Consider the following 25,921-nt stretch of genomic DNA (forward strand, 5'->3'; position numbering starts at 1 on the left):
CGCGCGCCAGCCGCTCCGGGCCGGCGGCTACTCGCTGATCGGCGAAGTGGGAGAGGTGCGCGAGGACGGGACCGTGCTGGTGCAGGGCGAGCTGTGGAAAGCCACCAGCGCGGCGCCGCTCGTTCCCGGCGATCGGGCCCGGGTGCTCGCCGTGCACGGACTCACCCTGATCGTGGCGCCTGAGGGCGCCCCACTGACAAAGGCAAGCTCATGATCTACTGGGTCTTCGTCGTCCCCGTCCTGTTCTGGATCATCTCCGGCCTGCGCGTCATCCAGGAGTACGAGTCGGGCGTCATCTTCCGGCTCGGCCGCTTCGCGGAAGTGAAGCGCGCCGGGCTCAACTGGATCGTTCCCGGGGTGGACCGGATGGTGAAGGTGGACCTCCGCACCGTGACCCGCGACGTTCCACCGCAGGACGTGATCACGCACGATAACGTCAGCCTGAAGGTCTCGGCCGTCATCTACTTCCGGGTGATCGACGCGGAGAAAGCAATCATCCAGGTGGAGAACTTCCTCTACGCCACCTCGCAGCTCTCGCAGACCACGCTGCGCAGCACGCTCGGCAAGCTCGACCTCGACGATCTGCTGGCCCAGCGCGAGAAGATCAACAAGGAGCTCCAGCAGGTCCTCGACCTGCACACCGAGCCCTGGGGCATCAAGGTGACCGCGGTCGAGGTCAAGGCCATCGATCTTCCGCCGGAGATGCAGCGGGCGATGGCGCGGCAGGCAGAGGCGGAGCGCGAGCGGCGCGCCAAGGTGATCGCCGCCGAGGGCGAGTACCAGGCGGCGGAGAAGCTGGGGATGGCCGCGGACGTGATCCAGGCGCATCCGTCGGCGCTGCAGCTCCGCTATCTGCAGACGCTGGTCGAGATCAGCGCCGAGAAGGCGAGCACCACCATCTTCCCGGTGCCCATCGACCTGCTCACGCCCTTCATCAAGCTTGCGCAGGGAGCCGCCGATCAGCAGCAGCTTCCGCCGCAGCGGGTTCCCATCGGAGTGACGCGTGAGTGATCCGTACGGGCTGCGGCGGGTGGTGCGCCCCAAGGGCGTGCTGCCGCAGCAGGCGGAGGTGATCGATCCGCGCCTGCCGCTCGGGCCCGACGAGGTCGCCATCGACGTCGAACGCCTGAACATCGACGCGGCTTCTTTCCGGCAGCTGCAGGAGGAGTGCAAGGGCGACGTCCCGCGGATCGCCGCCCGGATCCGCGAGATCGTCGCGGCCCGCGGAAAGATGCAGAACCCCGTCACCGGGTCCGGAGGGATGCTGATCGGCAGGGTGGCGGAAGTCGGACCGGAGCATCCCGCGCGCGGCGAGCTGGAGCGTGGCGACCGGATCGCGACGCTGGTGTCGCTCACGCTGACGCCACTGTCACTCGAGGAGATCCAGGCGGTGCATCCGCACGCCGAGCGCGCCGACGTGCGCGGGCGCGCCGTGCTGTTCGCCACCGGCTTGTGGGCGCGGCTCCCCGAGGATCTGCCGGAGGCAACGGCTCTCGCCGTGCTCGACGTCTGCGGAGCTCCGGCGTGGGTGGCTCGGCTGGCGTCCAAAGGTCAGCGCTTGCTGGTCGTAGGCGCGGGCAAGAGCGGATCGCTCGCCTGCGCGCAGGCCCGCAGGAACGGCGCCCACGTCACCGTTCTCGATTACCGGCGGGACGTCGCCCAGGGCCTCGTCTCGGACGGGCTCGCCCACGCGTGGCTTGCCGCGGACGCGACGCGCCCGCTCGAGGTCTACGCGCTGACGAAGGGCGAGTTCGACGTGGTGGTGAACTGCGCCAGCGTTCCCGGCACCGAGATGGCGAGCATCCTCTCCACGCGCCAGGGCGGAGAGGTCCTCTTCTTCAGCATGGCGACCTCCTTCACGGCCGCGGCGCTGGGCGCCGAAGGAGTCGGCAAGGACGTCCGCCTGACGATCGGCAACGGCTACGCGCAGGGGCACGCGGAGCTGGCGCTGGATCTGGTCCGCGAGACGCCGGCGCTGCAGAAGATCTTCGCTGCCCGGGTGGCCTAGGTGGCGCGGGACGCCTGCGCCGTCGTGCTCGCGGGCGGCGAGAGCCGGAGATTCGGCAGCGACAAGGCACTCGCCCGATTCCGCGGTGAGCCGCTGATCGCGCGCGTGGTCCGCGAGCTGCGGAACGTCGGATTCAACCAGGTCGCCATCGCCGCGAAGGAACCGGAAAAGTACGCCGACGCGGCACCGGGGGCCGAGCTTCTCCGCGATGTCCGCCCCATTCAAACTCCGCTCGCAGGGCTCGCCGCCGGACTGCGCGCCTCGCGGCACGCGCTGGTCTTTGCCTGTGCCGCGGACATGCCCTTTGCGGCAGATGCCGCGTTGATCGACGCCCTCACCGCGGCCATCGCCGGACACGATGCCGCCGTGCCCCACGCCGCCGGCTCGCTGCAGCCTCTTTGCGGCCTCTGGTGGAAGGACGCGTGCCTTCGCGCTGCCGAAGCGCTGCTCGCGAGACCGCGGCCCCCCGGCCCACGCGCCATCCTGCCGCTGGTCCGCGCCGCACGCCTCGATTGGCCGGATCCCCGTCCGTTCCTCGACGCGGACACCCCCGAGGTCCTACGCGAGCTGGAGCTCGCTTCGTAAGGCGGTGGCGAGCCGCGCGAACTGATCCTCGGAGTTGTACGCCTGCGCCGAGATCCGGATCAGCTGCCGGGGCAGCGCCGGAAACGGCATGACCGGAACCTCGATGTCATGCCTCTCGAGCAGCGCCCGCTGCAGCGGATGCCAGAAGACGCCGCGCGCCAGGGGCATCTTGCCTTTCGCGTCCGGCAGCGGAACCGAAGCGAGCGATCCCAGCATCTCCTCGGGCGCCGGCGCTTCGACGCGGAGCGCCTCGCAGAGCAGCTTCCGGCCGCGCACCGCCAGCGCATGGTTGCGCTCGATCAAGTCCGGCCACCCTCCGGGAAACAGGGAGCCGAGAAAGCGCAGCGCGTGCGGGATGCAAAGAAAGGGAGTGGGATCGTCGGTCCCGGTCCAGTCGAACTCCAGTCGGAACCGCGAGCGCTCCGTTCGCGCGGCGTTCGCCCCGTGGCTGATCGTCAGGGGACGGATGCGCTGCTGGCGATCGCGCCGCACGTACAGGAACGCGGCTCCCTTCGGCGCGCAGAGCCACTTGTGGCAGTTGCCCGTGAAGTACGCGGCGCCGATCCCGCGCAGATCCAGCGGCATCATCCCCGGCGCGTGCGCTCCGTCGATGAGGGAGTCGATGCCCCTTTCCTGAAGACGCCCGACGATCTCCTCGACAGGAAAAATGATCCCGGTCGGGCTGGTCACATGATCGAGCAAGGCCAGCCGGGTCCGGGCCGTGACGGCACCGAGCACCGCATCGACGACCTGCGAGGGCCCGGCGATGGGCCACGGCACCGCCGCCACCACGACTTTCGCGCCGCGCCGTTCCTGCCAGCGCAGCGCGTTCCGGCAGGCGTTGTAGGCGTGGTCGGTGGTGAGCAGCTCGTCGCCCGGCTCGAGCTCGAGCGAGCGGATCACGGTGTTCACGCCGCTGGTCGCGTTCGGAACGAACGCGAGATCGTCCGGATCTGCCCCGATGAACCGCGCCAGATCTCCCCGGGCTTCGTCGAGCAGGCCCTCGAGATCGCGTGCCAGGAACTGCAGCGGCTGCCGCTCCATGCGCGCGCGCAGCTCCGTCTGCGCCTCGAGCACCGGCTTCGGGCAGGCTCCGAACGAGCCGTGGTTGAGGAAGTCGATGCGCGGGTCGAGCGTCCAGTGCTGCGCGAGCGGATTAGCCACGCTTCGGCTCGGGCGGGAGCTGATCGACGAAGGCGACCTCGGTGAATCCGAGCCCGACGAAGAGCGAGCGCAACGACTGCCGCGCCGACTCGCGGGCGCGTTCCTGAAGGTCCTTGTCGGCGCCGACCTCCGCCTCGAAGGCGTTCCGCGCGCGCTCGAAGAGCTGCGCCGTCTGGGCGGAGCTCAGGTTCGAGCCGATCACCTCGACCTCAGCGGGGCGCAGCTCCACCTGCGTCTGGACTCGCGGCAAGACCACTTCCACCCGGCGCCCTTCGACGCGTAGCGAGGCGGTATCCAGCTTGCGAAGATCGAGTCCGAGGTGCGCGACGGCAAAGACGATGGCACGCCCGCGCGGTGGCCTCACCGAGTAGCTCGCCCACTCGACGAGCGAAGCCCAGGCGGTGGCCTGCTCGCGCGGGTCGGGAGAGAAATCGATCTTCTTGTAGAGCGAGACGTCGAGAGTCTCCAGCCGCGCCACCTCGCGGATCTTCAGCACCAGCGCCTGCGCGTCGGGCAGTCGCGGCTCGCGGTGCGTGAAGTGCCAGACGAGGGCGGCGCCGAGCACGAACGCGAGCAGCAGGGCGGCGAGGGCGAGCAGGTTTCGCATTCGAGTGAGCATACCGCGTCGCGGGGTTACGTTTTCTTACATTGACCTCCGTCGGCCCTCTCTCTACGGTGATTGAGAGTCGCTCAACGGAGGCTTTTCTTGGCGAAGCGCACCCTCCTGCTGTTCCTGGCCGTGGCGGCGTGCCGATCCGGCTCCGACGAGAATGCGCTGCCGTCCTTTGTGGTCCCGGGGTCGGTCGTCACCACGTCGTACGACGGCGGCAGCGACGATCTGCTGACCGGCGGCCTGGGCGTGGCGGGCCTGGGGCAGGCGACGCCGATCAGCCCTACCACTCCGCCTGCGCCGGGATTCGTCGATCCGGCGAATCCCACGGCAGCGGAGTTGAGGACTCGAGCGATCTACGTGAACTACCGCGCGCTCGTGGATCCCATCTTCAACGGCGGCTACGCCACCCTGTACGGCCCGAACGTCGACGTGAACGGGAATCCCACGTTCAACCCTGGCCGGATCGCCGGTGAAGAATGGCTTGCCTACGACGACGACGGCACCGGTCGCGTCAACGTCACCATGATGGTGCAGGTGCCCGCGAGCTTCAATCAGGACAAACCGTGCATCGTGACCGGCACGTCGTCGGGATCGCGCGGGGTATACGGCGGCATCGCCACAGCGGGAGACTGGGGCCTCAAGAACGGCTGCGCCGTCGCCTACACCGACAAGGGCAGCGGGATGGGCGTCCATGACCTGCGGAACAACACCGTCAATCAGATCGACGGCATCCGTGACGCCGCCCCCGACGCCGGCACCGGATCCAACTTCACCGCCGCGCTGACCGACGCCGAGCGGACTGCGTTCAACACGGCGAGCTCGGACCGGCTCGCCGTCAAGCATGCGCACTCGCAGCTCAACCCGGAAAAGGACTGGGGCCTCTACACGCTGCACGCCATCGAGTTCGCGTACTACGTGCTGAACCAGAAGTTTGGCACGCGCAGTAGCGACGCCGGCAGCGCTACCGTCGCCCGCAAGTACCATGCCGGTCAGATCCTCACGATCGCTGCGAGCGTCTCGAACGGCGGCGGCGCGTCGCTGGCGGCGGCCGAGCAGGACGGGCAGCACTGGATCAGCGGCGTCGTCGTCGGCGAGCCCCAGGTCCAGGTCGCATCGACCTCCGCCATCCAGCGCGGCGGAAGCGCGGTCGCGGCCAAGGCGAAGCCGCTCTACGACTACATGACCCTTGCCGCGCTCTACCAGGGCTGCGCCGCCGGGGCCGCAATCTACTCCTCGAACGCCAACATGAACTTGCTGACGGCCACGCAGATCACCAACCGATGCGCGGGCCTGAAGGCGAAGAGTCTGCTGACCGCGACCACCCAGCAGGCCCAGTCCGACGAGGCCCTGCAGAAGCTTCGCGACGCCGGCTATGAGGCGGACTCCGACCTCCTCCACAGCACGCACTTCAGCACGTACGCCACGCCGGCAGTCGCGCTCACGTACGCGAACGCGTACGCGCGGGCGAGCGTGAAGGACAACCTCTGCGACTACAGTTTCGCCGCGGTGGATTCACAGGCGAGCGGCCTGGTGGTGCCTGTCAACTCGACGACCGCGAACGCGCAGGGGCTGGCACAGATCTTCGCCAACGGCAACGGCGTTCCGCCCACCGGACCCATCGAGATCATCAACAACAAGGCCGTCGGCGGACCGCACCGGGATCAGGTTTCGCTCTCCGCCTCGACCAACGCCGCGGACTTGAACATCGACGGCGCGGCCTGCTTGCGCGGCCTCTGGACCGGCACCGTCGACGGGTCGGGTGCGCCGCTAACCGGGACCCTGCTGTCCCAATCGAACGCGTTGAAGTCCGCCGTGCAGCAGGTGCAGCGCAGCGCGAGATTGCACGGCATTCCCACCATCCTCGTCCAGGGGCGCAACGATGCGCTGGTGCCCGTCAACCACGCCTCGCGCGCCTACTACGGCGCGAACAAGCTGGCGGAGGGCGCGAACAGCCCCCTCTACTACTACGAAGTCACCAACGCGCAGCACTTCGATACCTTCATCGGGGCGTTCGCCGGCTACCAGACGCGCTTCATCCCGCTGCACCGCTACGTCATCGAGTCGCTCGACTTCATGTACAAGCATCTGCGCGATGGCGCTGCGATCCCTCCCAGCCAGGTGGTCCGCACCACGCCGCGCAGCTCGGGCAACAACCTGATCTCCAAGTCACAGAACGTACCGGACATTCCCGCGACCCCCGTGGCCGCGAACTTGATCACCTTCTCCAACGGCACCCTCAACATCCCGGAGTAGCGCCCGCCTTGCCCAAGGAGCTGCCTTGGGATAGACGCACCCGTCCCCATGGCGCAGCTCTTCGTCGACGCTGAGAAGATCGCCCGCGCGCGCGAGCTCGCCCGCAGCGCCGCGATGGGTGTGCAGGCGTTCATCGGTCGCCACACCACGGTCTCCATCGAGCGCACCGTCCTGCGGCTGCTCGGGATCTCCGGCACCGGTGCCCGCGGTGCTCCGCTGGCGAATCTGATGGTCGACCGCCTGCGCGACGCCCGCGTGTTGCAACGGGGCGCGGCGTACTGGCTGGGCCGCGCCCTGCGCGCGTCGCCGGGGAAGGATCCGCTGCAGGCGATCGAGCGAATCGCGGCGCATCCCGAGAAGCTGCCACCGCTTCCCGCCGCCGAGGACCAGCAGCTCCGCGAGGAGATGCGCGCGGAGACGCGCGCCGCGGTCCGGGAGCTGCAAGCGCGCATCGACGAGCGCAAGCAGCGCAAGCGCGACCTTCGCGTCGGATCGTTCGATGGCGCGCCCTGGAAGTACGTCATCGTCGCCACCGGCAATATCCACGACGACGTGGAGCAGGCGAAAGCCGCCGCCGAGCAGGGCGCCGACGTGATCGCCGTCATCCGCAGCACGGCGCAGTCGCTGCTCGACTATGTTCCGCACGGCGCCACCACCGAGGGATTCGGCGGCACCTACGCGACCCAGGAGAACTTCCGCATCATGCGCGAGGCGCTCGACGAGGAGTCGAAGCGCCTCGGGCGCTACGTCCACCTGACGAACTACAGCTCCGGTCTCTGCATGCCGGAGATCGCCTTCATGGCCGCGTACGAGCGTCTGGACATGCTGCTCAACGACGCCATGTACGGCATCCTCTTCCGCGACATCAACATGCAGCGGACGTTCTGCGACCAGTATTTCTCCCGCCGCATCTGCGCCTTCGCGGAGATCATCATCAACACCGGCGAGGACAACTACATCACCACCGCCGACGCGGACGAGGCGGCGCACACCGTGATCGCCTCGCAGCTGATCAACGAGACCTTCGCCCGCCTCGCCGGCATGAAGGAGGAACTGATCGGCTTCGGCCATTCCTTCGAGATCGATCCGGCCCGCGAGGACACGCTCTTGCGCGAGTTCGCGATGGCGATGATGGTCCGGGAGCTCTTCCCTCGCAGTCCGATCAAGTACATGCCTCCCACCAAGCACAAGGAGGGCGACATCTTCTTCAGCCACGCCTACGACGTGATGTCCGATCTGGTCGCCATCGCCACCGGGCAGCGCATCCAGCTCCTGGGCATGATGACGGAAGCGATGCACAATCCCTTCCTCATGGATCGCTACGTGGCGCTCAAGTCCGCCTCGTACGTGTACCGGGGCGCGCGGCACCTGGGCGACGAAATCCGTTTCCAGCCCGACGGGATCGTCGCCCGGCGGCAGCGCGAGGTGTTCGACCAGGCCCTCGCGCTGCTCGAGGAGGTTGCCAAGGACGGGATGATGGCTGCCATCGGCAAGGCGCGGTTCGGCGACACCGCGCGCACACCCGAAGGAGGGAAGGGGCTCGACGGAGTGGTGGAGAAGGCCCCCGACTACTTCAACCCCTTCCTCGAGATCCTCGAGGGCGCGGCGTGAGCACCGAGAAGGAAAAGCAGCTCATCCGGCCGTACGGCGATCGCAAGGACGACGGCGTCATCCAGCTCTCCTTCGTCCTGCCCGTGCCCAGCAGCGAGAAGGCGAAGGAAGCCGCGGCGACGGTGGCGAAGAAGCTGGGCCTCTCCCACGTGCTCGTCGCCTGCATGGAGAAAGCGGGCGAGGGCTACAGCTTCTTCGTCGTGTACGGCCGAACGCACATGCAGCTCGACTACAATTCCATCGAGGTGCCCGAGGTCGTGCACCGCAAGCACGGCTACGACGAGCTGAACGAGGTCATCCGCCGCGACCTCGGCCGCCGCATCGTGGTGGTCGGCGCCTGCATCGGGACCGATTCGCACACCACGGGCATCGACGCGATCATGAACATGAAGGGTTTCGCCGGCGACTACGGGCTCGAGCGCTATCCGATGTTCCGCGCCGTCAACCTCGGGTCGCAGGTGGACCCGGAGCACCTGGTCCAGCGCGCCAAGGAGGAAAACGCCGACGCCGTCCTGGTCAGCAAGGTCGTCACCCAGCGGGACGTGCACAAGGAGGACGCCCGGGCACTGATCGACGCCGCGAAGCAGCAGGGCGTGTTCGAGAAGACCATCTTCCTCTTCGGTGGCCCGCGGGTCGATCACAAGACTGCCCTGGAGCTGGGGTTCGACGCCGGGTTCGGTCCCGGCACCCGGCCCAGCGACGTCGCGAATTACATTTATTATCGTCTACTGGAAAGAATGGGCCGCCCGCCACCACCACAGAAGACGGCCCATGGTACGCAGGACGCCACGGTCCCGGCGACCGGCGAGAAGCTGGGAGAGACGCTGTGAAGGTGACGCTCAGGGTCAGGCTCTCCGCGCACGACGCGCACTACGGTGGCGGGTTGGTCGATGGCGCGCGCGTGCTCGGCCTCTTCGGCGACGCCGGCACCGAGCTGCTCATCCGCAACGACGGAGATGAAGGCCTCTTCCGCGCGTACGAGTCGGTCGAATTCCTCGCCCCGCTGCACGCCGGCGATTTCGTCGAGGTGGACGCGGAGCTCGTCTCGGTGGGAAAGACCAGCCGCAAGGTGCGGTTCGAGGCGCGCAAGTACATCTCGCCCCGGCCGGATGTTTCCGACTCCGCCGCCGACCTGCTGCAGGAACCGGTGGTGGTCTGCCGCGCGGTGGGAACCTGCGTGATCCCGGCGGCAAAGCAGAGGCGCAAGTGACTCCTGCGATCATCACCGCCGCGATCTGCGGAGCGGAGACCACGCGCGAGATGACGCCGTACCTGCCGATCACCGCCGACGAGCTGGCGGAAGAAGCGGCCCGGTGCCAGCAGGCGGGCGCCTCCGTCATCCACCTCCACGTCCGGCACGACGACGGTACGCCGACGCAGGATCGCGCCCTGTTCCAGAAGGCGCTCGATGCCATCCGCCGCCGGACCGACGTGATAGTCCAGACCAGCACTGGCGGCGCGGTGGGCATGAGCGCCGACGAGCGGGCGCAGCCGCTCGAGTGCGCTCCGCCGCCGGACATGGCGACGCTGAACGCCGGGTCGCTCAACTTCGGCGACGACGTCTTCCTCAATCCATTTCCGCTGGTGCGTGACTTCGCCGGCCGCATGCGCGCCAGACGAATTGCTTACGAGCTGGAGTGCTACGACGTCGGTCACGTCGAGGCCTGCCTGCGCCTGGCCGAAGAGGGCGTGATCGATCTGCCGGCCCATTTCGACTTCGTGATGGGCGTCCGCGGAGGGATCCAGGCGAGCGAGGACAACCTGACGTTCCTGGTCATGAAGCTGCCGCGCGGCTGTACATTCAATGTCGCGGGAATCGGGCGCCATCAGCTTCCGATGGCGGAGCTGTCGCTGCGGATGGGCGGGCACGCTCGCTGCGGGCTCGAGGACAACGTCTATCTGAGCAAGGGCGTGCTGGCGAAGGGCAGCTTCGAGCTCGTCGCGAAGATCGCGGAAATGGCGCGCGCCAGCGGCCGGGAGGTCGCCACGCCGGTGCAGGCGCGCGAGATCCTGCGCATTCCCGGGAGGCGGCAATGAGATGGCGCATCGCCAGGTTTCGCGTCCGCGCCTCCGAGGCGGCGGCGGCGGAGAAGGCGATCATCGCCTTCGTCTCCAAGGTCGCCGACGAGCCGGGCACGCTTCGCTACGAGTCGTTCCGGGAGGCCGACGGCGTCTCCTACGTGCACTTGATGGGATTCGCCGACGAGGTCGCGGAAGAGGCGCACAAGAAAACCGACCACGTGAAACAGTTCGTCGCCGATCTGTACCCCAAATGCGAGGCGCCGCCGGTCTTCGTCGATCTGAAGATGATCAGCGGCGCCGGTCGCTAGCGCGCTCTTGCAGAGGCGCCGCGGCAATTCCGCGGGCGGGCGGACAAGCCCACGACGCTGCTGTTCGATCGGGCGGTCCAGACGTTGGGCGGGGTACGCTCCTTGCCGGTCAGGTCGTAGCCTCCTTGCAGCAGCCGTGCGCTCGCGCACCGGAGGCATCGTATGCGTCTCACGGCGATCTGCTCTTGCATCGTGATCGGGTGCGGTCTGGCGAGTTGTGGAACCAGTTCGGCTTCGCCAGGATCGGGCAGCGGCGGATCCGCCAGCGATGGAGGAGTTGCATCCGACGGCGGCGGGAGCAGCACGGATGCGGGGACCGGCCAAGGCGGCGCGAGCGATGCAGGGACGGCAGCAGATGGTGGTGGCGATAGCGGTCCGGGCGGCGGGTCTGACGGCGGCTCCGGCGGTGGTGGCGGGGGGTCGGGTGGCACGGGCGATGGTGGGTCGGGCGGGACGACCGCATCCGACTGCGACAGCCTGATGCCCGCGGCGCCGGGCGCGCCATTGCAGTTCCGTTGGGCCGGCCGGGATCTGGTTAACGGCTCATGCTCCATCGGTGATGTCGACGGCACCGGTCACATCGCTTTGCTCTGGCAGGACAATAACCAGCCGGGTGACAGCCACTATTTGTTCGTCGATTCGTCCACCGGCAGCTCCGCTGGATCGTACACGGGGACGTGGCTGCTCGGGCTGATCGGGCAGCTCAGCGGGTTCATGGGCGCCGACTGCTTCGACACGTATTGCACACAAGGGGACTACGTCGTGCTCAGCCCGACCGGAGGGCTCCTCTACAGGAGCGGTCCCGATGAAACACCGGGCAGATCGCTATTCAACGATCCGACCGGCGGAATGATCCGCGAGCGCGTGAAGAGAGACAGCGGCAACTTCCTTCTCCTGCTCGACGCGATCGAGGCTTCCGGCGGCATCCGCTGGACGCGTCAGATCCCCGACGTCTTCCCGGACAGCGGCTTCACCCCGCACGCGACAGTCGGCGTGGACCGCAAGGGCAACGTGCTCGCGATCTGGTCTCGATCGGGAGAGAACCGGGGACAGTGGTTCGACCATGATGGCAACGCCGGGCCGGTGTTCGTCACGACCACGAATTCCGTGGGGGAGCTCGTGGACCGCGTAGGCGATGGACTCTTCGTCTATGGCGGCATCCAAGGGGTAAGCAAGCCGGTGTGGATCGGACAGTTCGAGCCGTTCGCGACGACGATGTCGGACCCGCCCGAGTGGCTCCGTGATTCGCCGATCGGCTCCACCCTGCACATGGTCCACGATGGGCGCGGATACGCGGTTCTTCCCCGCGAGGAATCCAGCGAGACCTGCGAGCAGTCGGTGAGCATCTTCTCTCCCTCCGGGCAGCTCTGCGGGACGACGACCTTCAGCGTCGGCGGCGGAAACTGTTTCACGGAACGCATGACCATCGGGTACGACGGCACCGCAGTGCAGCAGCTGCCGCGCGCCCGCGAGAGCAACTGTGCAGCCAGCCCCGGCGTTTCCTGCGACTGCACCTATCGGTACTGGCCCGGGTACTTCAGGTAGAGCGCCACGCCGCTAGACGGGGGCGACCTCGCGCTTGCGCCAGGGGCGCTCCACCTGCTTCCCCTGGCAAAGCGTCAGGTAGTGCGCGAGCAGCGGGCGCGTCTCGCGGGGATCGATGACGTCGTCGACATAGCCCAGCGCCGCCGTGCGCTCGATGTCGATGTGCGGCCGGATCGCCTCGGCGAGCTGCTTCTTCACTTCGTCGGTCTCCTTGTTCGCGGCGATGGCCACCATTCCTTCCGCGCCCATCACGCTGATCTCCGCTCCCGGCCATGCGACGAGAAGATCCGGCTCGTATGCGCGCCCGTTCATCACGTAATAGCCGGCGCCGTACGCCTTGCGCATCACCACGGTCAGCTTGGGCACCGTCGCCGACGCCACCGCGTACAGCATCTTGGCTCCGTGCCGGATGATTCCCTGCTGCTCGACCTTCGACCCGACCATGAACCCGGGGACGTCCTGCAGGAACACCAGCGGGATCTCGAACGCGTCGCAGAGGTTCACGAAACGGGCCGCCTTGTCGGCGGCGTTCACGTCCAGGACTCCCCCGGCCTGCATCGGGTTGTTCGCCACGATCCCGACCGGCCATCCGTCGATGCGCGCGAGACCCGTCACGATGTTTCGCGCCCAGCGCGGCTTGATCTCGAAGAGCTGGCCGCCGTCGACGATCGCGGCAATGACCTTGTGCACGTCGTATGCCTGCCGCGGGTTGTGCGGAACGATGTCCAGCAGCGCTTCCTCCCTGCGGTCCGCGGGATCCGACGAGGTGCGCCGGGGAGGCTTCTCGCCCGCCCGGGAAGGGAAGTACGACAGATAGTCGCGGACGGCGGCCAGGCATTCGGCGTCGTTCGCGGTCTCCAGATCCGCGACCCCGCTCACCTCGGTGTGGACCTTCGATCCGCCCAGCGCCTCCTCAGTGACATCTTCTCCGACGATGCTCTTGACGAGGTAGGGTCCGCCGATGGCGAGCGAGGACGTGCCCCGAACCATGGGGACGAAATCCGCGAGTCCCGGAATGTAGGCGGTGCCCGCAGCGCCCGGACCGACCATCGCCGCCACCAGCGGAACGACTCCGCTCATCACCACCTGTTCGCGAAAGAGATAGCCCGTATCGGCGAAGGAAGTGATCCAGGCCGCCTCCTCCGGATCGGCGGAAAGGCGCGCGCCCGCGGAATCGACGAGCCAGATCATCGGAATGCGCTCGCGTAGCGCCAGCTCGCGCAGGCGCGCCACCTTCCGCTCGCCGACGGGGCCGATGCTGCCGCCGAGGACGGTGAAGTCATACGACGCCACGCAGACCGGCCGGGACTCGATGAATCCGGTGCCGCAGACGACGCCGTCCGCCGGCGTGGGCGAATCCAGCTTGCCCAGATGCGTAGCCAACAGTCCGATTTCCCGGAATGTTTTTGGATCGAGCAGGAGGTCGAGGCGGGCGCGGGCGTCGAGCTTTCCACGCTCTTTCTGACGCGACAGACGCGCCTCGCCGCCCATTTTCCGGGCCTGGGACCTGCGACGCTCGAGCTCTTCCATTTTGTTCCGCATTGACATGAGGAGTCCGTATCACGGAGCATTTGGAAAAACCGGAATTCCCTGGACTGGAGCACCGTCGGATGGCCGCCCCGCAAGCCGCCCCTGACCTTCCTGAAAAAGGAGCAGAAGCGGATCCGCTTCTGGGGCGCGTTCTCAACGATCGGTACACGATCGTCTCCGCCGTTGGACATGGCGGAATGGGGCGGGTTTACAAGGCATTGCAGGCGCCGCTCGACCGGGTCGTCGCCCTCAAGGTGCTCGGCGCCGGCCACGACCGCGATCCCAACTTCTACAAGCGCTTCTTCCTCGAGGCGAGCGTCACGGCGAAGCTGACGCATCCCAATACCATCACGCTCTACGATTACGGGCGTACCGAGGACGGCGTCTTCTTCATCGCCATGGAGTACCTGAACGGCCGGACGCTCTCGCAGGCGATGCAGGCGGACGGACCGCTTGCCCAGGAGCGCGTGATCCACTCATCCACCGCGATCTCAAGCCGGCCAACGTGATGCTGCTCACGCAGCAGGACGATCACGACTTCGTCAAGGTGCTGGACTTCGGCCTGGTGAAGTTCTTCTCCGGCGAGACCACGGAAAGCGACATCACCAACGCCGGGACCTTCATGGGGTCGCCGCACTACATCGCCCCGGAACAGGCGCGCAACCGGAGCCCCGATCAGCGCTGCGACATCTATTCGCTGGGGGTGCTGCTCTATCACATGCTCACCGGGCGCGTGCCGTTCACGGCCACGGCGCCGGTCGACATCATCCTCAAGCATCTGCACGACGCGCCGGTGCCGCCCGCGGAGGCGCGCCCAGATCTCAAAATCGTCCCGGAGCTGCAGGAAGTCGTGCTGCGCTGCATGGCCAAGGACCGCGACGGGCGGTTCCAGTCCATGGACGAGCTCCTCGGGCAGCTCAAGGCGGTGCGCTCTCGATTGACGGGCGCGACGCCGCAGACTTCGACGCCGGAGCCGCGAGCGAACGCGTCCAGCGGAGCGATCGCGCAGACGCCTCCAACGCCGCCGCCCGGCCTGCGCACGCCAAGCCAACCGATGAGCGCTCTGCGGGCGACGCCGCCGCGTGGGATGTCGCGGCCGCCGCCGCCGCCGCCGGCGGACGCGTTCGCGGAGCAGGCGACGCCGATCAGGCGGCCGACAACCGCACTTGCAGCATGGCGTCAGGTGCTTTCGCCGACCATGGTCGCCGCGCTGAAAGTCGGCGTCGCGCCGGCCTTGATTCTCGTCGCGGGGATCGGCGCGGCGGCTTACGTGTTGCGAGCCCCCCTCCACGTTCCGGTCGTGCACGTGCCGCCTCCGTCGCTGCAGCCGCGGCCGTCCGTTGCCGCTCCGGCGGCTTCGCCAGTGGTAACGATTCCGCCGGCGCCTCCGGCGCCGTCGGTGACCTTCGTGACCGTCACCAGCGCGCCTTCCGGCGCCGAGGTACGGGACACGAATGGCGACCTTCTCGGGAGGACCCCGCTCCATCTGCGCGTGCCCTCGGGGCGGATCCTTCAGATCACGGTGCGGCGGGACGGATACCGGCCGGTATCGCTCAGCCGCAAGGTGGAAGGCGAGCACGCGGCAGTGAGCGTGACGATGAGGAGCGCGAAGTCGGGCGCGCCCGAGTCGAGGCCACAGAAGAGATCGACCGGATACAAGGACGACCCGTACTAAGAGGGGGATGACGACGGCATGAACAATACGAACAGCGCGACCCCATTGGCCGCGCGCGCAAACGTGTGCGCTGCGCTTGCGCTCGTTGCCCTCCTCGCCCCCGCTACGGCGCTCGCCGATGCGCGGTCGGATGCGAAGCGGCACTTTCGCGACGGCATGTCCCTGATCGCGGCGGGGCAGGTGGAGCGCGGGATCGCCGAGCTGAAACAGGCCTACGCCATCAAGCCTCACCCCGATGTGCTGTACGACATCGCCAAGGCATACGTCGATCTGGGAAACATCTCCGAAGCCCTCAACTACTTCCGGCACTACGTCGCGACGGATCCCGCCGACAAGGAGCAGGTGATGAGCGTGATGCAGCGGCTGCAGGCCGCCATCGCGCCGGCGGCTCCGCCGCCACCGCAGAACATCGACGTGCAGAAGCTGCTCGCGCAGCTGCAAGCGCTGATCGACCAGCAGCGGGGTCACCAGCAGCCGCCGTCGGCTCCAGCGCCCGCGGCCAGGCCGGCAGTCGCCAAAAAGGCGGAACCGGCAAGGGCCGAGCCGGAAGAGGACATGTTCGAGGCGGAGACCATTTCCGCGAAGACCCGGGCCACTGCGCGCGAGATCGCCGCCGAGCTGTCCGCGCACGAGAGCAGCGCGGAGGACATCTTCGAGGAGCAGGTGGTGACGGCATCCGCCCGATCCAGCTCGGAGACGAAGTCTCCGGCCTCGCTCACCGTCATCACCGGCGACGAGATCCGCATGAGCGGCGCGGCCACCGTGCCCGAGATCCTGCGTCGCGTTCCCGGGATCGACATCGCCGAGATGAACCCCAGCGACACGAACGTCTCGATCCGCGGCTTCAACCGGCGCCTCGCCAACAAGGTGCTGGTGCTGGTCGACGGCCGTTCGGTCTACCAGGACTTCCTCGGCGGCACGTTCTGGCCGCTGATCGACGTCAACATCCAGGACATCGATCGCATCGAGGTGATTCGCGGACCCGGCTCCGCCCTCTACGGCGCCAATGCTTTCTCCGGCGTCGTCAACATCATCACCCGCACCGGCGACGAGATCGCCGGCGCACGGGCGGCGGTGCAGGCGGGCGACCACCGGACCTTCCAGGGCGCCATCACCACGGGCGGCAAGACCGGCAAGCTCACCTACAAGACGTCGTTCGCGTACGAGCGCGCGGACAAGTGGACGCGCGACTTCACCGACGGGCGCGTCGATCTCTCTTCGCAGTTCCCACAACCGGACCGTAGCCGCGAGATCCAGCGCGGCGAAGTGGCGGCGAGCTACGACTTCGGCAAGACGCAGGTGAGCGGCGGGGGCGGCTTCGACAACGTGGCCATGCAGGTGGTTCCGCTCGGCGCGCTGCGGACGTTCGGCGCCACCGGTCAGAGCGGATTCGTGCGGGCGGAGGTGGGAAGCGGCCCGACGAAGGTGAAGGCATTCTGGAACGCGCTGCGCCTCACCACCGGGCCTGAGTACTGGCCGGACGGAATCCTCTCCCTGAAGAGCAGCGTGCGCAGCGACGTGGTCGATCTCACGACGATCACCGGGTTCGACTTCAAGGCCTACGGCACGCACCACCTGAACATTGGCGCCGGCTACCGGTTCAAGAGCCTGCAGTGGGGATATCTCGCCAGCCGGGCTGACGGAAGCGCGTACCAGGAGCACCACTTCAACGTCTTCCTCCAGGAGGAATGGGAGATCACCCGCAAGCTCTCGCTGGTCCTCTCGTACCGGATGGACCGCAACCCCCTTCTCGCCCAGCAGAGCGTCACCGCGGGCGGCCTCGTGCACTCGCCGCGCGGAACCGTCCTCTACGAGGTGAAGCCGGATCAGGTGCTCCGCTTCACCCTCGGGACGGCGTTCCGCGCCCCCACCTTCCTCGAGAGCTACGTCGACCTGTTTGCGCCCATTCCCGACCAGCCGGCCATGGGCGTGCGGTTCCAGGGCAGCACGACGCTGCGGCCGGAGCAGATGCTGCAGGCGGAGCTCGGATATCGCGGCCGCTTCGGCACCTTCCAGCCCGACGTGGTGATCTACGCCGAGCGCGTGCAGAACCTGATCACCGACGGAGCCCTGCGCCTCCCCGCGAACTCCTCGGAAGCGGTCGATCCCGTCACCGGGCAATACGTCGCCGGCTACACCGGATTCGAGAACGAGCCTGGCAGCTACTTCGGGGCGGGCGCCGAAGCCGGCGGCAAGTGGTCTCCGGCCGACGGCGTCGATCTCGGTTTGAACTACTCGTACGAGCGGATGTTCGCCTGCAGCGTGACCAGCACCGGCGGCTGCACCGACAGCATCTCCGCGGCGAATCAGGTGTCCGCCGCTCTCGCCAACACCGCCCGACACAAGCTGAACGTCACGGCCACCTGGCGGACCAAAACGAACTTCGACCTCGGGCTCGGCGTCCATTTCGTCTCTGCCGCGACCTGGTTCGAGAAGTCGTTCGACGTGAACAGCCAGGGCGGCGTGATCTTCACCCCCTACGCGGTCCCGGCGCACACGATGGTGAACGGACGCGTCGGGTACCGATGGATCAAGGACAAGCTCGAGACCGGCGTGGCGTTCTACAACCTGCTCGGCGACGAGCAGCGCGAGCACCCCTTCGGCAACCAGATCGGGCGCCGCGTGCTCTTCACCGCGTCGGGTGCGTTCTGAACGGCGCTGCCGGGCGCATCCTTGCGGCCGCGGCGATGGGAACTCTGGCGTGCGGAAAGCCGGGCGTCGCGCCCGGCCTCGATCAGTACACCTGCGACGGCGGCCCATGTGCCGCGCCGGGCGTCATCCGAGGGCAGGTGGTCTACGACGGTCCGGCGCGAGGCGACGCCATCCTCCTGCTCTTCGATATCCGGGCGCTGCCGCCGCCCGAGGGGAATGGCACGGGCGCAGTCGCGGTAGCCCGGGTCAAGGAGTCGGCGCTGTTCCAGCGGACCGGCGACGCAGGCGCAGGCCCGTTCTCCGCTCCTTTCACGTTCACGCAGGTTCCCTCCGGGCGGAGCTATCGGATCCGCGCGTTCATCGATGCGACACGCGAGTTCGTTCCGGTCTTCGACTACGCGCAGCAGCCGCGCGCCGGAGATCCGGCAGGAACCTCGGGCGACATCGCCGTGGCCCCGGCCCAGACCGTGAGCGGCATCGAGGTCGCCCTGACGCAGACCGTTCGATACGATCCGCCGTCGTTCGAGCTCGCAGGCGGCTCGCGGACGCTGGACCAGGACATGGACCAGCCCTATCGGCTCAAGCTCCGCATCGCGCGCCTGTCGGTCCAGGGCGCAAGGTTCGACGGGGCGCACTTCGCGCTCGAGCTGGACCGCGACGCGCAAGGCAACCGGCGCAGCACGTTCAACGACGGCCTCGACGACGTCTTTCCGCGCGTGTTCCTCCGCCAGATCGCCGGCCTCGACCAGGCAATCGTGCCTTGCCGGACGATCTCCACGCCCGTGCTGCCGGCGCTCGTGAACCTCGCCCCCGACGCGCCTCCCATCGTTCAGGATTCGATCGACGTCCTCGTCGAGCCTTTAGCGTTCCACGCCGCCGATCTTTCGCCGCTGCCGCGCATTCCGGCCGGCAAGTACCAGGTGGTGGTCGTCCAGCGCAGCGGCCAGATGTGGACGGTCCCCAATGATCTCGGCGACGAAGCAAACGCTGCGACGCCGTACTACGCGCCGTCGCAGGGCGAGAGCATCGCGTTCGCGTCGGGCGCGCCTTTGCCGAACAGCGTCAGCGGCACCGTCGTGTGGGTCGGCGATCCGTCGATCAAGAGCGGCAACATCGTGGTGCAGGCGTACTTCGACGATCCGTACGACCCGCCCCCTCCGGTCGGCGCCGCGTCGCCCGTGCGCGTGCAGATCATCCCCGCGGCGGCGGTAATTCCGGACGCTCAAGGCTTCAGGGCGTCCTACCGCATCGGCGGCCTGCCGCAGGGAACCTACCTCGTACAGGCGCTGGACGACGTCGACGGAAACTTCTCGACGCTGTCGCTCCTGCGGACGCCCACGCGCGGCGACCTGGTCGGCGCCATCGTCGAGCCGTCGACGGCGAGGCCGGCCGCGATCGCAGTCAGCGGCGACGTCACGGGGGAGGACGTCAGTCTCGCGCTCCGGCTTCCCGGCGATCCGCCGGCGTTCGAGGTCGATGGAGCTGGCGCTGTGCAGATGCCCGCCGACCAGGTGACGCCGCTGCGCTTCGCCCTGCGCGCGAGACCGCTCTCGTTTCCGGCGGGGAAGGCGGCCGCGCCCCGGTTCGCCGTGCAACTCGTGCGGAACTCGGGCGGCGCGGCGGTGGACACCGATCATGACGGGCTACCCGACGTGTGGCCCCGCGTGTTCCTCGTCCGGCTGGACCCTTCGGATCCTTCCGGCTTGACGCAATACGTGTCGCCCGACCTGCATACGACGCGCAGGCAGATGATCCCTGCCGCCGTCGACCCGACTCCGTTCCTGCCCGCGCTGCAGCCGCAGCCGGGTGGAAATGCGCCGCCGGTGCTGACGGACAAGCTCTCGATCGTCGTCCGCCCCGCGCTGTTCGATGCCGGAACGCCGGGCGCTCCGCCGCAACGGCTGCCCTCGCTGCAGCCCGGTACGTACCGGATCGTGCTCGTCGCGCAGACCGGACAGGCCTGGCAGGTCCCAAATGAAGCCGGCTCGGCGGCGCTCGATCCGGCCGTGGTGTGTCCCGAGTCAGCCTTGACCTGCAATCCCGCGACGGTGCAGACGCAGTCGCAGAGCCGCGCCTTCCGGGTCGGCTTGCCCTCCCACCCCGTCTACACGGGCGCGATCGCGGGATCGCTGACCGCGAACGCGGGCTCGATCGCGTCGGCGTACGTGTTCGCATACGCGGCGTCGGCGCAGCCGCCGTTCGGAGCGCCCCTGTCGGCGGACTTCCACCTGGGAACGGAATTCCAGGGCGGCAAGGTCAGCTACACGCTGCCGAATCTTCCCAGCGGCGATTACCTGGTGACGGCCGTCGTCGACACGAGGGGCGACTTCGCCCCCGCAGCGCCAGTGTTCGCGATGGCCCCTGGCGCGGGGAGCCTCGTCGCGGCTCCCGTGACCGTGACGGTCGGCGCCTCGGTCGTCAGCGAGGATCTTCTCGCAAGCGCGCCGATGCCGCCGCGGCCAAGCTTCCAGCTCGCGGCGGCGAGCGCCGGCGCCGACGTCGATCTGGCGTTCAACGGAGGAAGCCTCGCGACGATGCAGATCCAGATCGCCGCGGTCCTCAGTGCCAAGGTCGCGGCGGTTCACCCTGACACGTCGGCCGGACTCGCCTTGGCCTGCGGTGCCAACGGAAGGCCGACGACGGCCTCCGTCTCGATCGAGCTGATCAAGCTCCTGAGCGATGCGACGGGGCTCGCTCCCGAGCTGGACGCGCAGGGAAAGGCAACCGTGCTTTCAGGCTTTCTCGACTCCACCGAATTCGCCTCCGTCAGCTGCACGCCGGGGAGCCTCTATCCCGCGTCGGGCCTGCTCACCATCGGCATTCCGACGGTGGCGTCGGCGAAGGTGGATCTGCTCGACCCGCGCGTCGCCCCGATCGCGGTTCCGCTCGCCGCCGGGCGTTACGCCTTGAGCGTCACCTCCGCGGCGGGCCAGACCTGGCGCATCCCGAACCAGCTGCAGCCCGCGCTTCTCGACCCCGCAGCGCTGATCGCCACACCGGCCGCCGCGCAGATCGTCTTGCGGACGCAGCAGGCGGCAGTGAACGTAATGCCTTAGTGCGGCGAACCGGCCCAGGTCTGAGAGCGCAAAAAGAACCCGGAGCGCGCTGCCGTCACGCCCCGAGCCGCGGTCCAATGGCGAAGCGCGTTATCCGCGCTGCGCTGCGGGGTCGTCGTCGAGCATGTCGTTCGGCGACGGCACCTTGCGGAGCTCACCTTTCGCGATCTTCCAGGCCTGCTGCACGACCCAGGAAAGCGAGCGGTCGAGCCGCTGCGCCTGCGACTGTATCTCGTTGAGCATCTCTTCGGGGAAGTACAGGCTCTGTTTGCGCGCGTCGTTGGCCGACATCTATTCGCGCTCCTCGGACGGCCGCTCGCCGCCGATGACGTCGTTCACCGAGGGGAAGCGCATGATCTCGTTGCGGGCGATCTTCCAGGCCTGCTGAACGATCCACGAGAGCGAGCGGTCCTGCCGGTTCGCCTCCTCTTGGATCTCCCGCAGCATATCTTCGGGGAAGTAGAGGCTCTGCTTCCTCTTATCGGTACCTGCCATCAAATCCTCCGCGGAGGGGGCGACCGCCGCTCGCGGTGCGCGCACAACCGTCACCTTTGTCTAGACGTGGACGACAGCGGGGTCAAGTAAGCGACCAGCCGGCGCCAAGGTGCAGACGCGGCGGCCCTCGGCGCCGCTTTCGCGCCATCGGAACCAGCGAGGGAGCAAGCGACCGGTCGCTGGCATGAAGGTCGCACTGCCACATCGCCAGGACGGACTCGAGGAGCTCTGCGATGGCGATCGCTGGCGTGATTACGACGAAAGACGTACTGCGCCACAGCGGGACCATCGTGCGCGAGTTCGGGGCGGCCGCGTATATGCGGTGCTGCGTGGCAATCCTGCTGCGGAAGCGGACGACGTTTTTGATGTGCGTTTTGGCATTCGTTTGAGACGGGCACAGTCTCAAACCAATCGGCGCTGAGCCACCTGCGGTGGCCGCGCCGAAAAAAAGGCTGGCCTCAGCGTCGCTGGGCCAGCCCATGAGCCTGGAGGGGGAGGGGGGGACCCCCAGGCTCACTCCCAATCCTTGTCCGCGGCAAGGCGCCGCGCCACCGTCAGAACCCGCTGTCTGCGCTGGATGTTCCCGCTGCTGACCCGATGCCCCCTTTTCCGTCAGGAAAATTGGGTTCTCAACAGTCTACGCGCAAGGCCGTACGCCGAAATGGCGCCACGCGGCGCTACACTCAGGCCCGTGGGAAATCTGGCGGACAGCGTCGAACCTGCCGTCTCCTCGGGCTTGTCGCCCAGCACCAACGTCCTGATCGCCTGCTCCGGCGGCCGTGATTCCGTTGCTCTTGCGGCCTCCGCTGTCCGGTTGAACGTCCGGTGCGCGATCGGACACGTGGACCACGGGCTTCGCCGGGAATCCGCGTCCGAGGCCGAGCGGGTTCGCGAGCTCGCCAAACGGCTGGGGACCCGGTTTTATCTCAAGAAAATCAATGAGTTGAACCTGAGCGCGGAGGGTCTGGAGGCGGCCGCCAGAACCGCCCGATACTCGGCGTTGACTGTTCTCGCCCACGAGGCTTCCGCGACCGCGGTCGCGACCGCGCATACCCGGACGGATCAGGCGGAAACGCTGCTGCTCCGCCTCTTCCGCGGCGCGGGACCGGGCGCGCTGGCGGGCGTCCGGCGCAGGCGAGCGCTTGCTCCCGGCGTCGAGCTGTTGCGCCCCCTGCTCGACGTTTCGCGCGCAGCGACCGAGGCGTACTGCCGCGCCCAGGGACTCGACTGGGTCGACGATCCACACAACGCCGACCCGGCCCGCGCTCGCACGCGGATTCGCGCCCTCTGGCCCAAGCTCCTCGAGCTCAATCCGCGCCTCGAGGAGGCGCTGGCGGGCGCCGCCGAATTGTTCGCCGAAGAGGACGAGCTCCTCAACGCGTTGGCGCAACGCGGCGCCGACCGGCACCCCGCGTTGCAGCGGCGCGCCCTGCTCCTCGCCGCCAATGACGCCGGTCTTCGCCCCGAGCGCCACCACCTGGAAGCGATCCTCCGTCTGCTCGACCGCGGTGAAGGCGCGCTCGACGTCCCCGGTGGGAGGGCGGTGGTCAAGTTCGAGCGCCGCCGTCCACCGCATCCGCGGCCGGCCGAGGTAGCGATCCCGGCGCCCGGCCGTTACCAGTGGGGGGCACGGGTCCTGGAGGTTGCGGGCAGCTCCGGAGAAGGAGTGGAAGTCGACGTGACGGAGGCGCCGTTTCCCTGGACGCTGCGCGGCCGCCGGCCCGGCGATCGGTTTCGTCCTGGCGGCGGCAGGGCGAAGAAGGTCGCCGACCTGCTCATCGACGCGCACATTCCGAAGGACGTCCGCGACCAGCTCGCGCTCCTCGCCGACGCGAAAGGCCGCGTCTTCTGGGTCGAGGGACTGCGCCCTTCTGCGGCCTGCCGCAGCGGTGGCGTCTCCTTCCGCCTGCTCCCGGAAATGAAGCCTTCGGACGGACCGTTACCGTCCAGGCGGCGGCACGAATCCCGTTCTGCTACGATGGATCCGAGGCCAGACGAGGAGCCAAGGTGAGACAGTCGTACAAGACGTTCTTTCTCTGGGCGGTCCTGATCCTGCTCTTTTTCTCGTTCTACTCGATCTTCTCCCGGCAGCGCTCGACCGAGCCGAAGGAGATCGATGCCAGCGAGTTCTACGCGGCGGTCGACCGGGGCGACGTCTCCACGACCACCGTGAAGGGGAACGTGCTCCAGGGCCAGCTCAAGAACCGCCAGGACTTCCGGACCGTCTCGCCGCTCGACAGTCAGCTCCTCGAGAAGATGCGCCAGAAGGGCGTGGCGCTGAAGTTCGAGAAGGAAGATTCGCAGTCGCTCTGGGCGCAGTTCCTCGTCTCCTGGATGCCTCTCGGCGTCCTCTGCATCCTCTTCGTCTTCCTCATGCGCCAGCTCCAGGCGGGCGGCGGCAAGGCGATGAGCTTCGGCAAGAGCAAGGCGAAGCTGCTCTCCGAGAACCACAACAAGGTCACCTTCTCGGACGTCGCCGGCATCGACGAGGCGAAAGAGGAGCTCGAGGAGATCATCGCTTTCCTCAAGGATCCGAAGAAGTTCACCAAGCTCGGCGGACGCATCCCCAAGGGCGTGCTCCTGATGGGCGCCCCCGGCACGGGCAAGACCCTGCTCGCGCGCGCCATCGCGGGCGAGGCGGGGGTTCCGTTCTTCTCCATCTCGGGCTCCGACTTCGTGGAGATGTTCGTCGGCGTAGGTGCGTCCCGCGTGCGCGATCTCTTCGAGCAGGGAAAGAAGCACGCGCCCTGCATCATCTTCATCGACGAGATCGACGCCGTCGGCCGCCATCGCGGCGCCGGCCTGGGCGGCGGCCACGACGAGCGCGAGCAGACGCTGAACCAGCTGCTGGTGGAGATGGACGGCTTCGAGTCGAACGAAGGCGTGATCCTGATCGCCGCGACCAACCGGCCCGACGTCCTCGATCCGGCGCTACTCCGCCCCGGACGCTTCGATCGCCGCATCGTCGTCCCGCGCCCCGACGTGAAGGGCCGCGAGGGCATCCTCAAGGTGCACACGCGCAAGACGCCGCTCTCGCCCGAAGTGGACCTCGACGCCGTCGCCCGCGGGACGCCGGGCTTCTCCGGCGCCGACCTGGAAAACCTGGTGAACGAGGCGGCGCTGATCGCCGCGCGCAAGAACAAGGAGCGCCTGGAGAACGGCGACTTCGAGTTCGCCAAGGACAAGGTGATGATGGGCGCCGAGCGGCGCTCGATGATCATCAGCGAGAAGGACAAGAAGATCACCGCCTGGCACGAGGCCGGTCATGCGCTGGTGGCGAAGCTCACCGAGCACAACGATCCGGTGCACAAGGTCACCATCATCCCTCGCGGTCCGGCGCTGGGCCTGACGCAAATGCTGCCCAAGGAAGACCGGCTCAACTGGAACCGGAGCTCGGTCCTCGACCGCATCGCCATGTCGATGGGCGGCCGCATCGCCGAGGAGCTGGAGTTCAACGACATCACCTCGGGGGCGAAGAGCGACATCGACCACGCCACCAAGTTCGCCCGCAGCATGGTCTGCGAGTGGGGCATGAGCGAGAAGCTCGGGCCGCTCGCCTTCGGCGAGGAGGAGGGCGAGGTCTTCCTCGGCCGCGAGTTCGGCCAGCGGGCACGCAATTTCTCCGAGGCGACGGCGATCGAGATCGACGCCGAGGTGCGCAAGATCGTCACCGAGCAGTACTCGCGGGCCAAGCAACTGTTGATCGAGCACAAGCCCGCGCTCGATCGCGTTGCAGCGGCGCTGCTGGAGTGGGAGACGTTGGACGGCGATGAAGTGGAAGTGCTGCTCCGCGGCGGCACGCTGAAGAAGAGCAAGCCGACGCCGCCGGCGCCGAAGCCCAACGAGGTCCGGCGACCCGAGGTGAAGGAGAAGTCGAAGATCCTCGACGCCCTCGGCGGCCTGACGGCGCCGGTGCCGAAGCCAGAGAACGTCAACGGCTCCAGGTCGGGTTCGACCCACTGCGCCCGTGCCGCGTCCGACCAGAGAAGCTCCGGCGACCAGTGCCGCAGCGGCAGGTTGGTGTCGGCGAGCTGCGTCCGGAGCAGCGCCGGCAGATCGCCTTCGTGAGCGTTCACGGCGCGCAACCAGAACCAGGTCAGCGTCTCGTTGTACTTGACCTGCGCGCCCACTCGCACGACGTACTTGAGCAGTATCTCGCGCGCCTTTTCCGGCTGCCCACGGAACACCAGCGCGAGCCGCAGGTGCGCGGCGTGGTTCATCTGGTGGTTCGGCAGGGTGCCCGACTTGAGGGCGTCGATGAAGGCGGCGTCGTCCATCATGGGAGTTTACAGCGCGCGCGCTGTGATCGCTCGCTTTGTGTAGAGTCGTGCCGGTGCGGCTGCTCGAGCTCCAGAACGAGTCCGATTCGCTCCAGGCCTGCGCGGCCGCTGGACGCTCGGTCGC

At 68.0% G+C, this 25,921-nt stretch carries 20 protein-coding genes and 2 pseudogenes (1 of these 22 only partly in view); 17 read left to right on the forward strand and 5 right to left on the reverse strand.

Features of this window, described 5'->3' with window-relative positions; all coding sequences use genetic code 11:
* From E6J58_21720 to E6J58_21735, 4 genes and pseudogenes are all read left to right on the forward strand, one after another.
* Positions 1–214 (forward strand): annotated as a pseudogene (locus E6J58_21720) (nodulation protein NfeD) (it extends 1,034 nt beyond the left edge of the window).
* The gene (locus E6J58_21725; protein ID TMB33039.1) at positions 211–1,011 is read left to right on the forward strand and encodes a slipin family protein; all 801 of its coding nucleotides are present in this window, start codon (positions 211–213) and stop codon (positions 1,009–1,011) included. Before E6J58_21720 ends, E6J58_21725 begins: the two are co-directional and overlap by 4 nt.
* Complete coding sequence (locus E6J58_21730; protein ID TMB33040.1) at positions 1,004–2,008, forward strand: L-erythro-3,5-diaminohexanoate dehydrogenase; 1,005 nt, start codon at positions 1,004–1,006, stop codon at positions 2,006–2,008. The genes E6J58_21725 and E6J58_21730 overlap by 8 nt, the downstream gene beginning before the upstream one ends.
* Positions 2,009–2,593 carry a molybdenum cofactor guanylyltransferase gene (locus tag E6J58_21735; protein TMB33041.1) on the forward strand — a complete coding sequence of 195 codons (585 nt, stop codon included), beginning with the start codon at positions 2,009–2,011 and terminating at the stop codon, positions 2,591–2,593.
* Here the strand turns inward: E6J58_21735 and E6J58_21740 are convergent.
* Entirely contained in the window at positions 2,567–3,781 is a 1,215-nt protein-coding gene (locus E6J58_21740; GenBank protein ID TMB33042.1) for an aminotransferase class V-fold PLP-dependent enzyme, read from the reverse strand. The two genes, E6J58_21735 and E6J58_21740, sit on opposite strands and share 27 nt — an antisense overlap.
* Positions 3,750–4,364 (reverse strand): DUF4230 domain-containing protein, encoded by a 615-nt coding sequence (locus E6J58_21745; protein TMB33043.1) that lies wholly within the window; start codon positions 4,362–4,364, stop codon positions 3,750–3,752. Before E6J58_21745 ends, E6J58_21740 begins: the two co-directional genes overlap by 32 nt.
* A 72-nt stretch (positions 4,365–4,436) precedes the next feature.
* Here E6J58_21745 and E6J58_21750 point away from each other — a divergent pair, with 72 nt between their 5' ends.
* The 7 genes and pseudogenes from E6J58_21750 to E6J58_21780 all read left to right on the forward strand — a co-directional run bounded on the left by E6J58_21750 (position 4,437) and on the right by E6J58_21780 (position 11,017).
* Complete coding sequence (locus tag E6J58_21750) at positions 4,437–6,623, forward strand: D-(-)-3-hydroxybutyrate oligomer hydrolase (protein TMB33044.1); 2,187 nt, start codon at positions 4,437–4,439, stop codon at positions 6,621–6,623.
* Between the two features lie 48 nt (positions 6,624–6,671).
* Positions 6,672–8,234 (forward strand): D-lysine 5,6-aminomutase subunit alpha, encoded by a 1,563-nt coding sequence (locus E6J58_21755; GenBank protein TMB33045.1) that lies wholly within the window; start codon positions 6,672–6,674, stop codon positions 8,232–8,234.
* A complete protein-coding gene (locus E6J58_21760; protein ID TMB33046.1) occupies positions 8,231–9,064 on the forward strand; it encodes a hypothetical protein in 834 nt (277 codons plus the stop codon). Before E6J58_21755 ends, E6J58_21760 begins: the two co-directional genes overlap by 4 nt.
* Positions 9,061–9,444, forward strand: a complete 384-nt coding sequence (locus E6J58_21765) for a 3-aminobutyryl-CoA ammonia lyase (GenBank protein TMB33047.1) — start codon at positions 9,061–9,063, stop codon at positions 9,442–9,444. The genes E6J58_21760 and E6J58_21765 overlap by 4 nt, the downstream gene beginning before the upstream one ends.
* Complete coding sequence (locus E6J58_21770; GenBank protein ID TMB33048.1) at positions 9,441–10,271, forward strand: 3-keto-5-aminohexanoate cleavage protein; 831 nt, start codon at positions 9,441–9,443, stop codon at positions 10,269–10,271. Before E6J58_21765 ends, E6J58_21770 begins: the two co-directional genes overlap by 4 nt.
* Positions 10,268–10,564, forward strand: a complete 297-nt coding sequence (locus E6J58_21775; GenBank protein ID TMB33049.1) for a hypothetical protein — start codon at positions 10,268–10,270, stop codon at positions 10,562–10,564. Before E6J58_21770 ends, E6J58_21775 begins: the two co-directional genes overlap by 4 nt.
* A 240-nt stretch (positions 10,565–10,804) precedes the next feature.
* A pseudogene (locus tag E6J58_21780) lies at positions 10,805–11,017 on the forward strand (hypothetical protein).
* 1,104 nt (positions 11,018–12,121) lie between these two features.
* Here E6J58_21780 and E6J58_21785 read toward each other — a convergent pair.
* Positions 12,122–13,657 (reverse strand): acyl-CoA carboxylase subunit beta, encoded by a 1,536-nt coding sequence (locus E6J58_21785; protein TMB33050.1) that lies wholly within the window; start codon positions 13,655–13,657, stop codon positions 12,122–12,124.
* A gap of 62 nt (positions 13,658–13,719) precedes the next feature.
* Here E6J58_21785 and E6J58_21790 point away from each other — a divergent pair, with 62 nt between their 5' ends.
* The 4 genes from E6J58_21790 to E6J58_21805 are packed head-to-tail and all read left to right on the forward strand — an operon-like array spanning position 13,720 to position 21,022.
* Positions 13,720–14,148: a hypothetical protein gene (locus tag E6J58_21790; GenBank protein ID TMB33051.1), complete on the forward strand. Its 429-nt coding sequence runs from the start codon at positions 13,720–13,722 to the stop codon at positions 14,146–14,148.
* Complete coding sequence (locus tag E6J58_21795; protein TMB33052.1) at positions 14,145–15,314, forward strand: PEGA domain-containing protein; 1,170 nt, start codon at positions 14,145–14,147, stop codon at positions 15,312–15,314. Before E6J58_21790 ends, E6J58_21795 begins: the two co-directional genes overlap by 4 nt.
* 18 nt (positions 15,315–15,332) lie before the next feature.
* On the forward strand, positions 15,333–17,966 hold the full coding sequence (locus E6J58_21800) for a tetratricopeptide repeat protein (GenBank protein ID TMB33053.1): 2,634 nt from the start codon (positions 15,333–15,335) through the stop codon (positions 17,964–17,966).
* A gap of 35 nt (positions 17,967–18,001) precedes the next feature.
* On the forward strand, positions 18,002–21,022 hold the full coding sequence (locus E6J58_21805) for a hypothetical protein (protein ID TMB33054.1): 3,021 nt from the start codon (positions 18,002–18,004) through the stop codon (positions 21,020–21,022).
* A 90-nt stretch (positions 21,023–21,112) separates the two neighbouring features.
* Here the strand turns inward: E6J58_21805 and E6J58_21810 are convergent, their stop codons facing one another.
* Positions 21,113–21,313: a TIGR04563 family protein gene (locus E6J58_21810; protein ID TMB33055.1), complete on the reverse strand. Its 201-nt coding sequence runs from the start codon at positions 21,311–21,313 to the stop codon at positions 21,113–21,115.
* A complete protein-coding gene (locus E6J58_21815) occupies positions 21,314–21,517 on the reverse strand; it encodes a TIGR04563 family protein (protein ID TMB33056.1) in 204 nt (67 codons plus the stop codon).
* 577 nt (positions 21,518–22,094) lie between these two features.
* Here E6J58_21815 and tilS point away from each other — a divergent pair.
* Both tilS and E6J58_21825 read left to right on the forward strand, forming a co-directional pair.
* Positions 22,095–23,528, forward strand: coding sequence for a tRNA lysidine(34) synthetase TilS (tilS, locus tag E6J58_21820; protein ID TMB33057.1), 1,434 nt, complete (start codon positions 22,095–22,097; stop codon positions 23,526–23,528).
* Complete coding sequence (locus E6J58_21825; protein TMB33058.1) at positions 23,525–25,585, forward strand: ATP-dependent metallopeptidase FtsH/Yme1/Tma family protein; 2,061 nt, start codon at positions 23,525–23,527, stop codon at positions 25,583–25,585. The genes tilS and E6J58_21825 overlap by 4 nt, the downstream gene beginning before the upstream one ends.
* Positions 25,586–25,921 lie beyond the last annotated feature (336 nt).

It is taken from the genome of Deltaproteobacteria bacterium (assembly GCA_005879535.1).
Taxonomy (GTDB): Bacteria; Myxococcota; Myxococcia; order Myxococcales; family 40CM-4-68-19; genus 40CM-4-68-19.

Bases quoted from the DNA above. Each gene is read 5' to 3' on its own strand.
- tilS (TMB33057.1), top strand. From the start codon at position 22,095: ATGTTCCCGCTGCTGACCCGATGCCCCCTTTTCCGTCAGGAAAATTGG.
- E6J58_21785 (TMB33050.1), bottom strand. From the start codon at position 13,657: ATGTCAATGCGGAACAAAATGGAAGAGCTCGAGCGTCGCAGGTCCCAG.
- E6J58_21790 (TMB33051.1), top strand. From the start codon at position 13,720: ATGGCCGCCCCGCAAGCCGCCCCTGACCTTCCTGAAAAAGGAGCAGAA.
- E6J58_21755 (TMB33045.1), top strand. From the start codon at position 6,672: ATGGCGCAGCTCTTCGTCGACGCTGAGAAGATCGCCCGCGCGCGCGAG.
- E6J58_21775 (TMB33049.1), top strand. From the start codon at position 10,268: ATGAGATGGCGCATCGCCAGGTTTCGCGTCCGCGCCTCCGAGGCGGCG.
- E6J58_21745 (TMB33043.1), bottom strand. From the start codon at position 4,364: ATGCGAAACCTGCTCGCCCTCGCCGCCCTGCTGCTCGCGTTCGTGCTC.
- E6J58_21800 (TMB33053.1), top strand. From the start codon at position 15,333: ATGAACAATACGAACAGCGCGACCCCATTGGCCGCGCGCGCAAACGTG.
- E6J58_21810 (TMB33055.1), bottom strand. From the start codon at position 21,313: ATGTCGGCCAACGACGCGCGCAAACAGAGCCTGTACTTCCCCGAAGAG.
- E6J58_21815 (TMB33056.1), bottom strand. From the start codon at position 21,517: ATGGCAGGTACCGATAAGAGGAAGCAGAGCCTCTACTTCCCCGAAGAT.
- E6J58_21725 (TMB33039.1), top strand. From the start codon at position 211: ATGATCTACTGGGTCTTCGTCGTCCCCGTCCTGTTCTGGATCATCTCC.
- E6J58_21805 (TMB33054.1), top strand. From the start codon at position 18,002: ATGGGAACTCTGGCGTGCGGAAAGCCGGGCGTCGCGCCCGGCCTCGAT.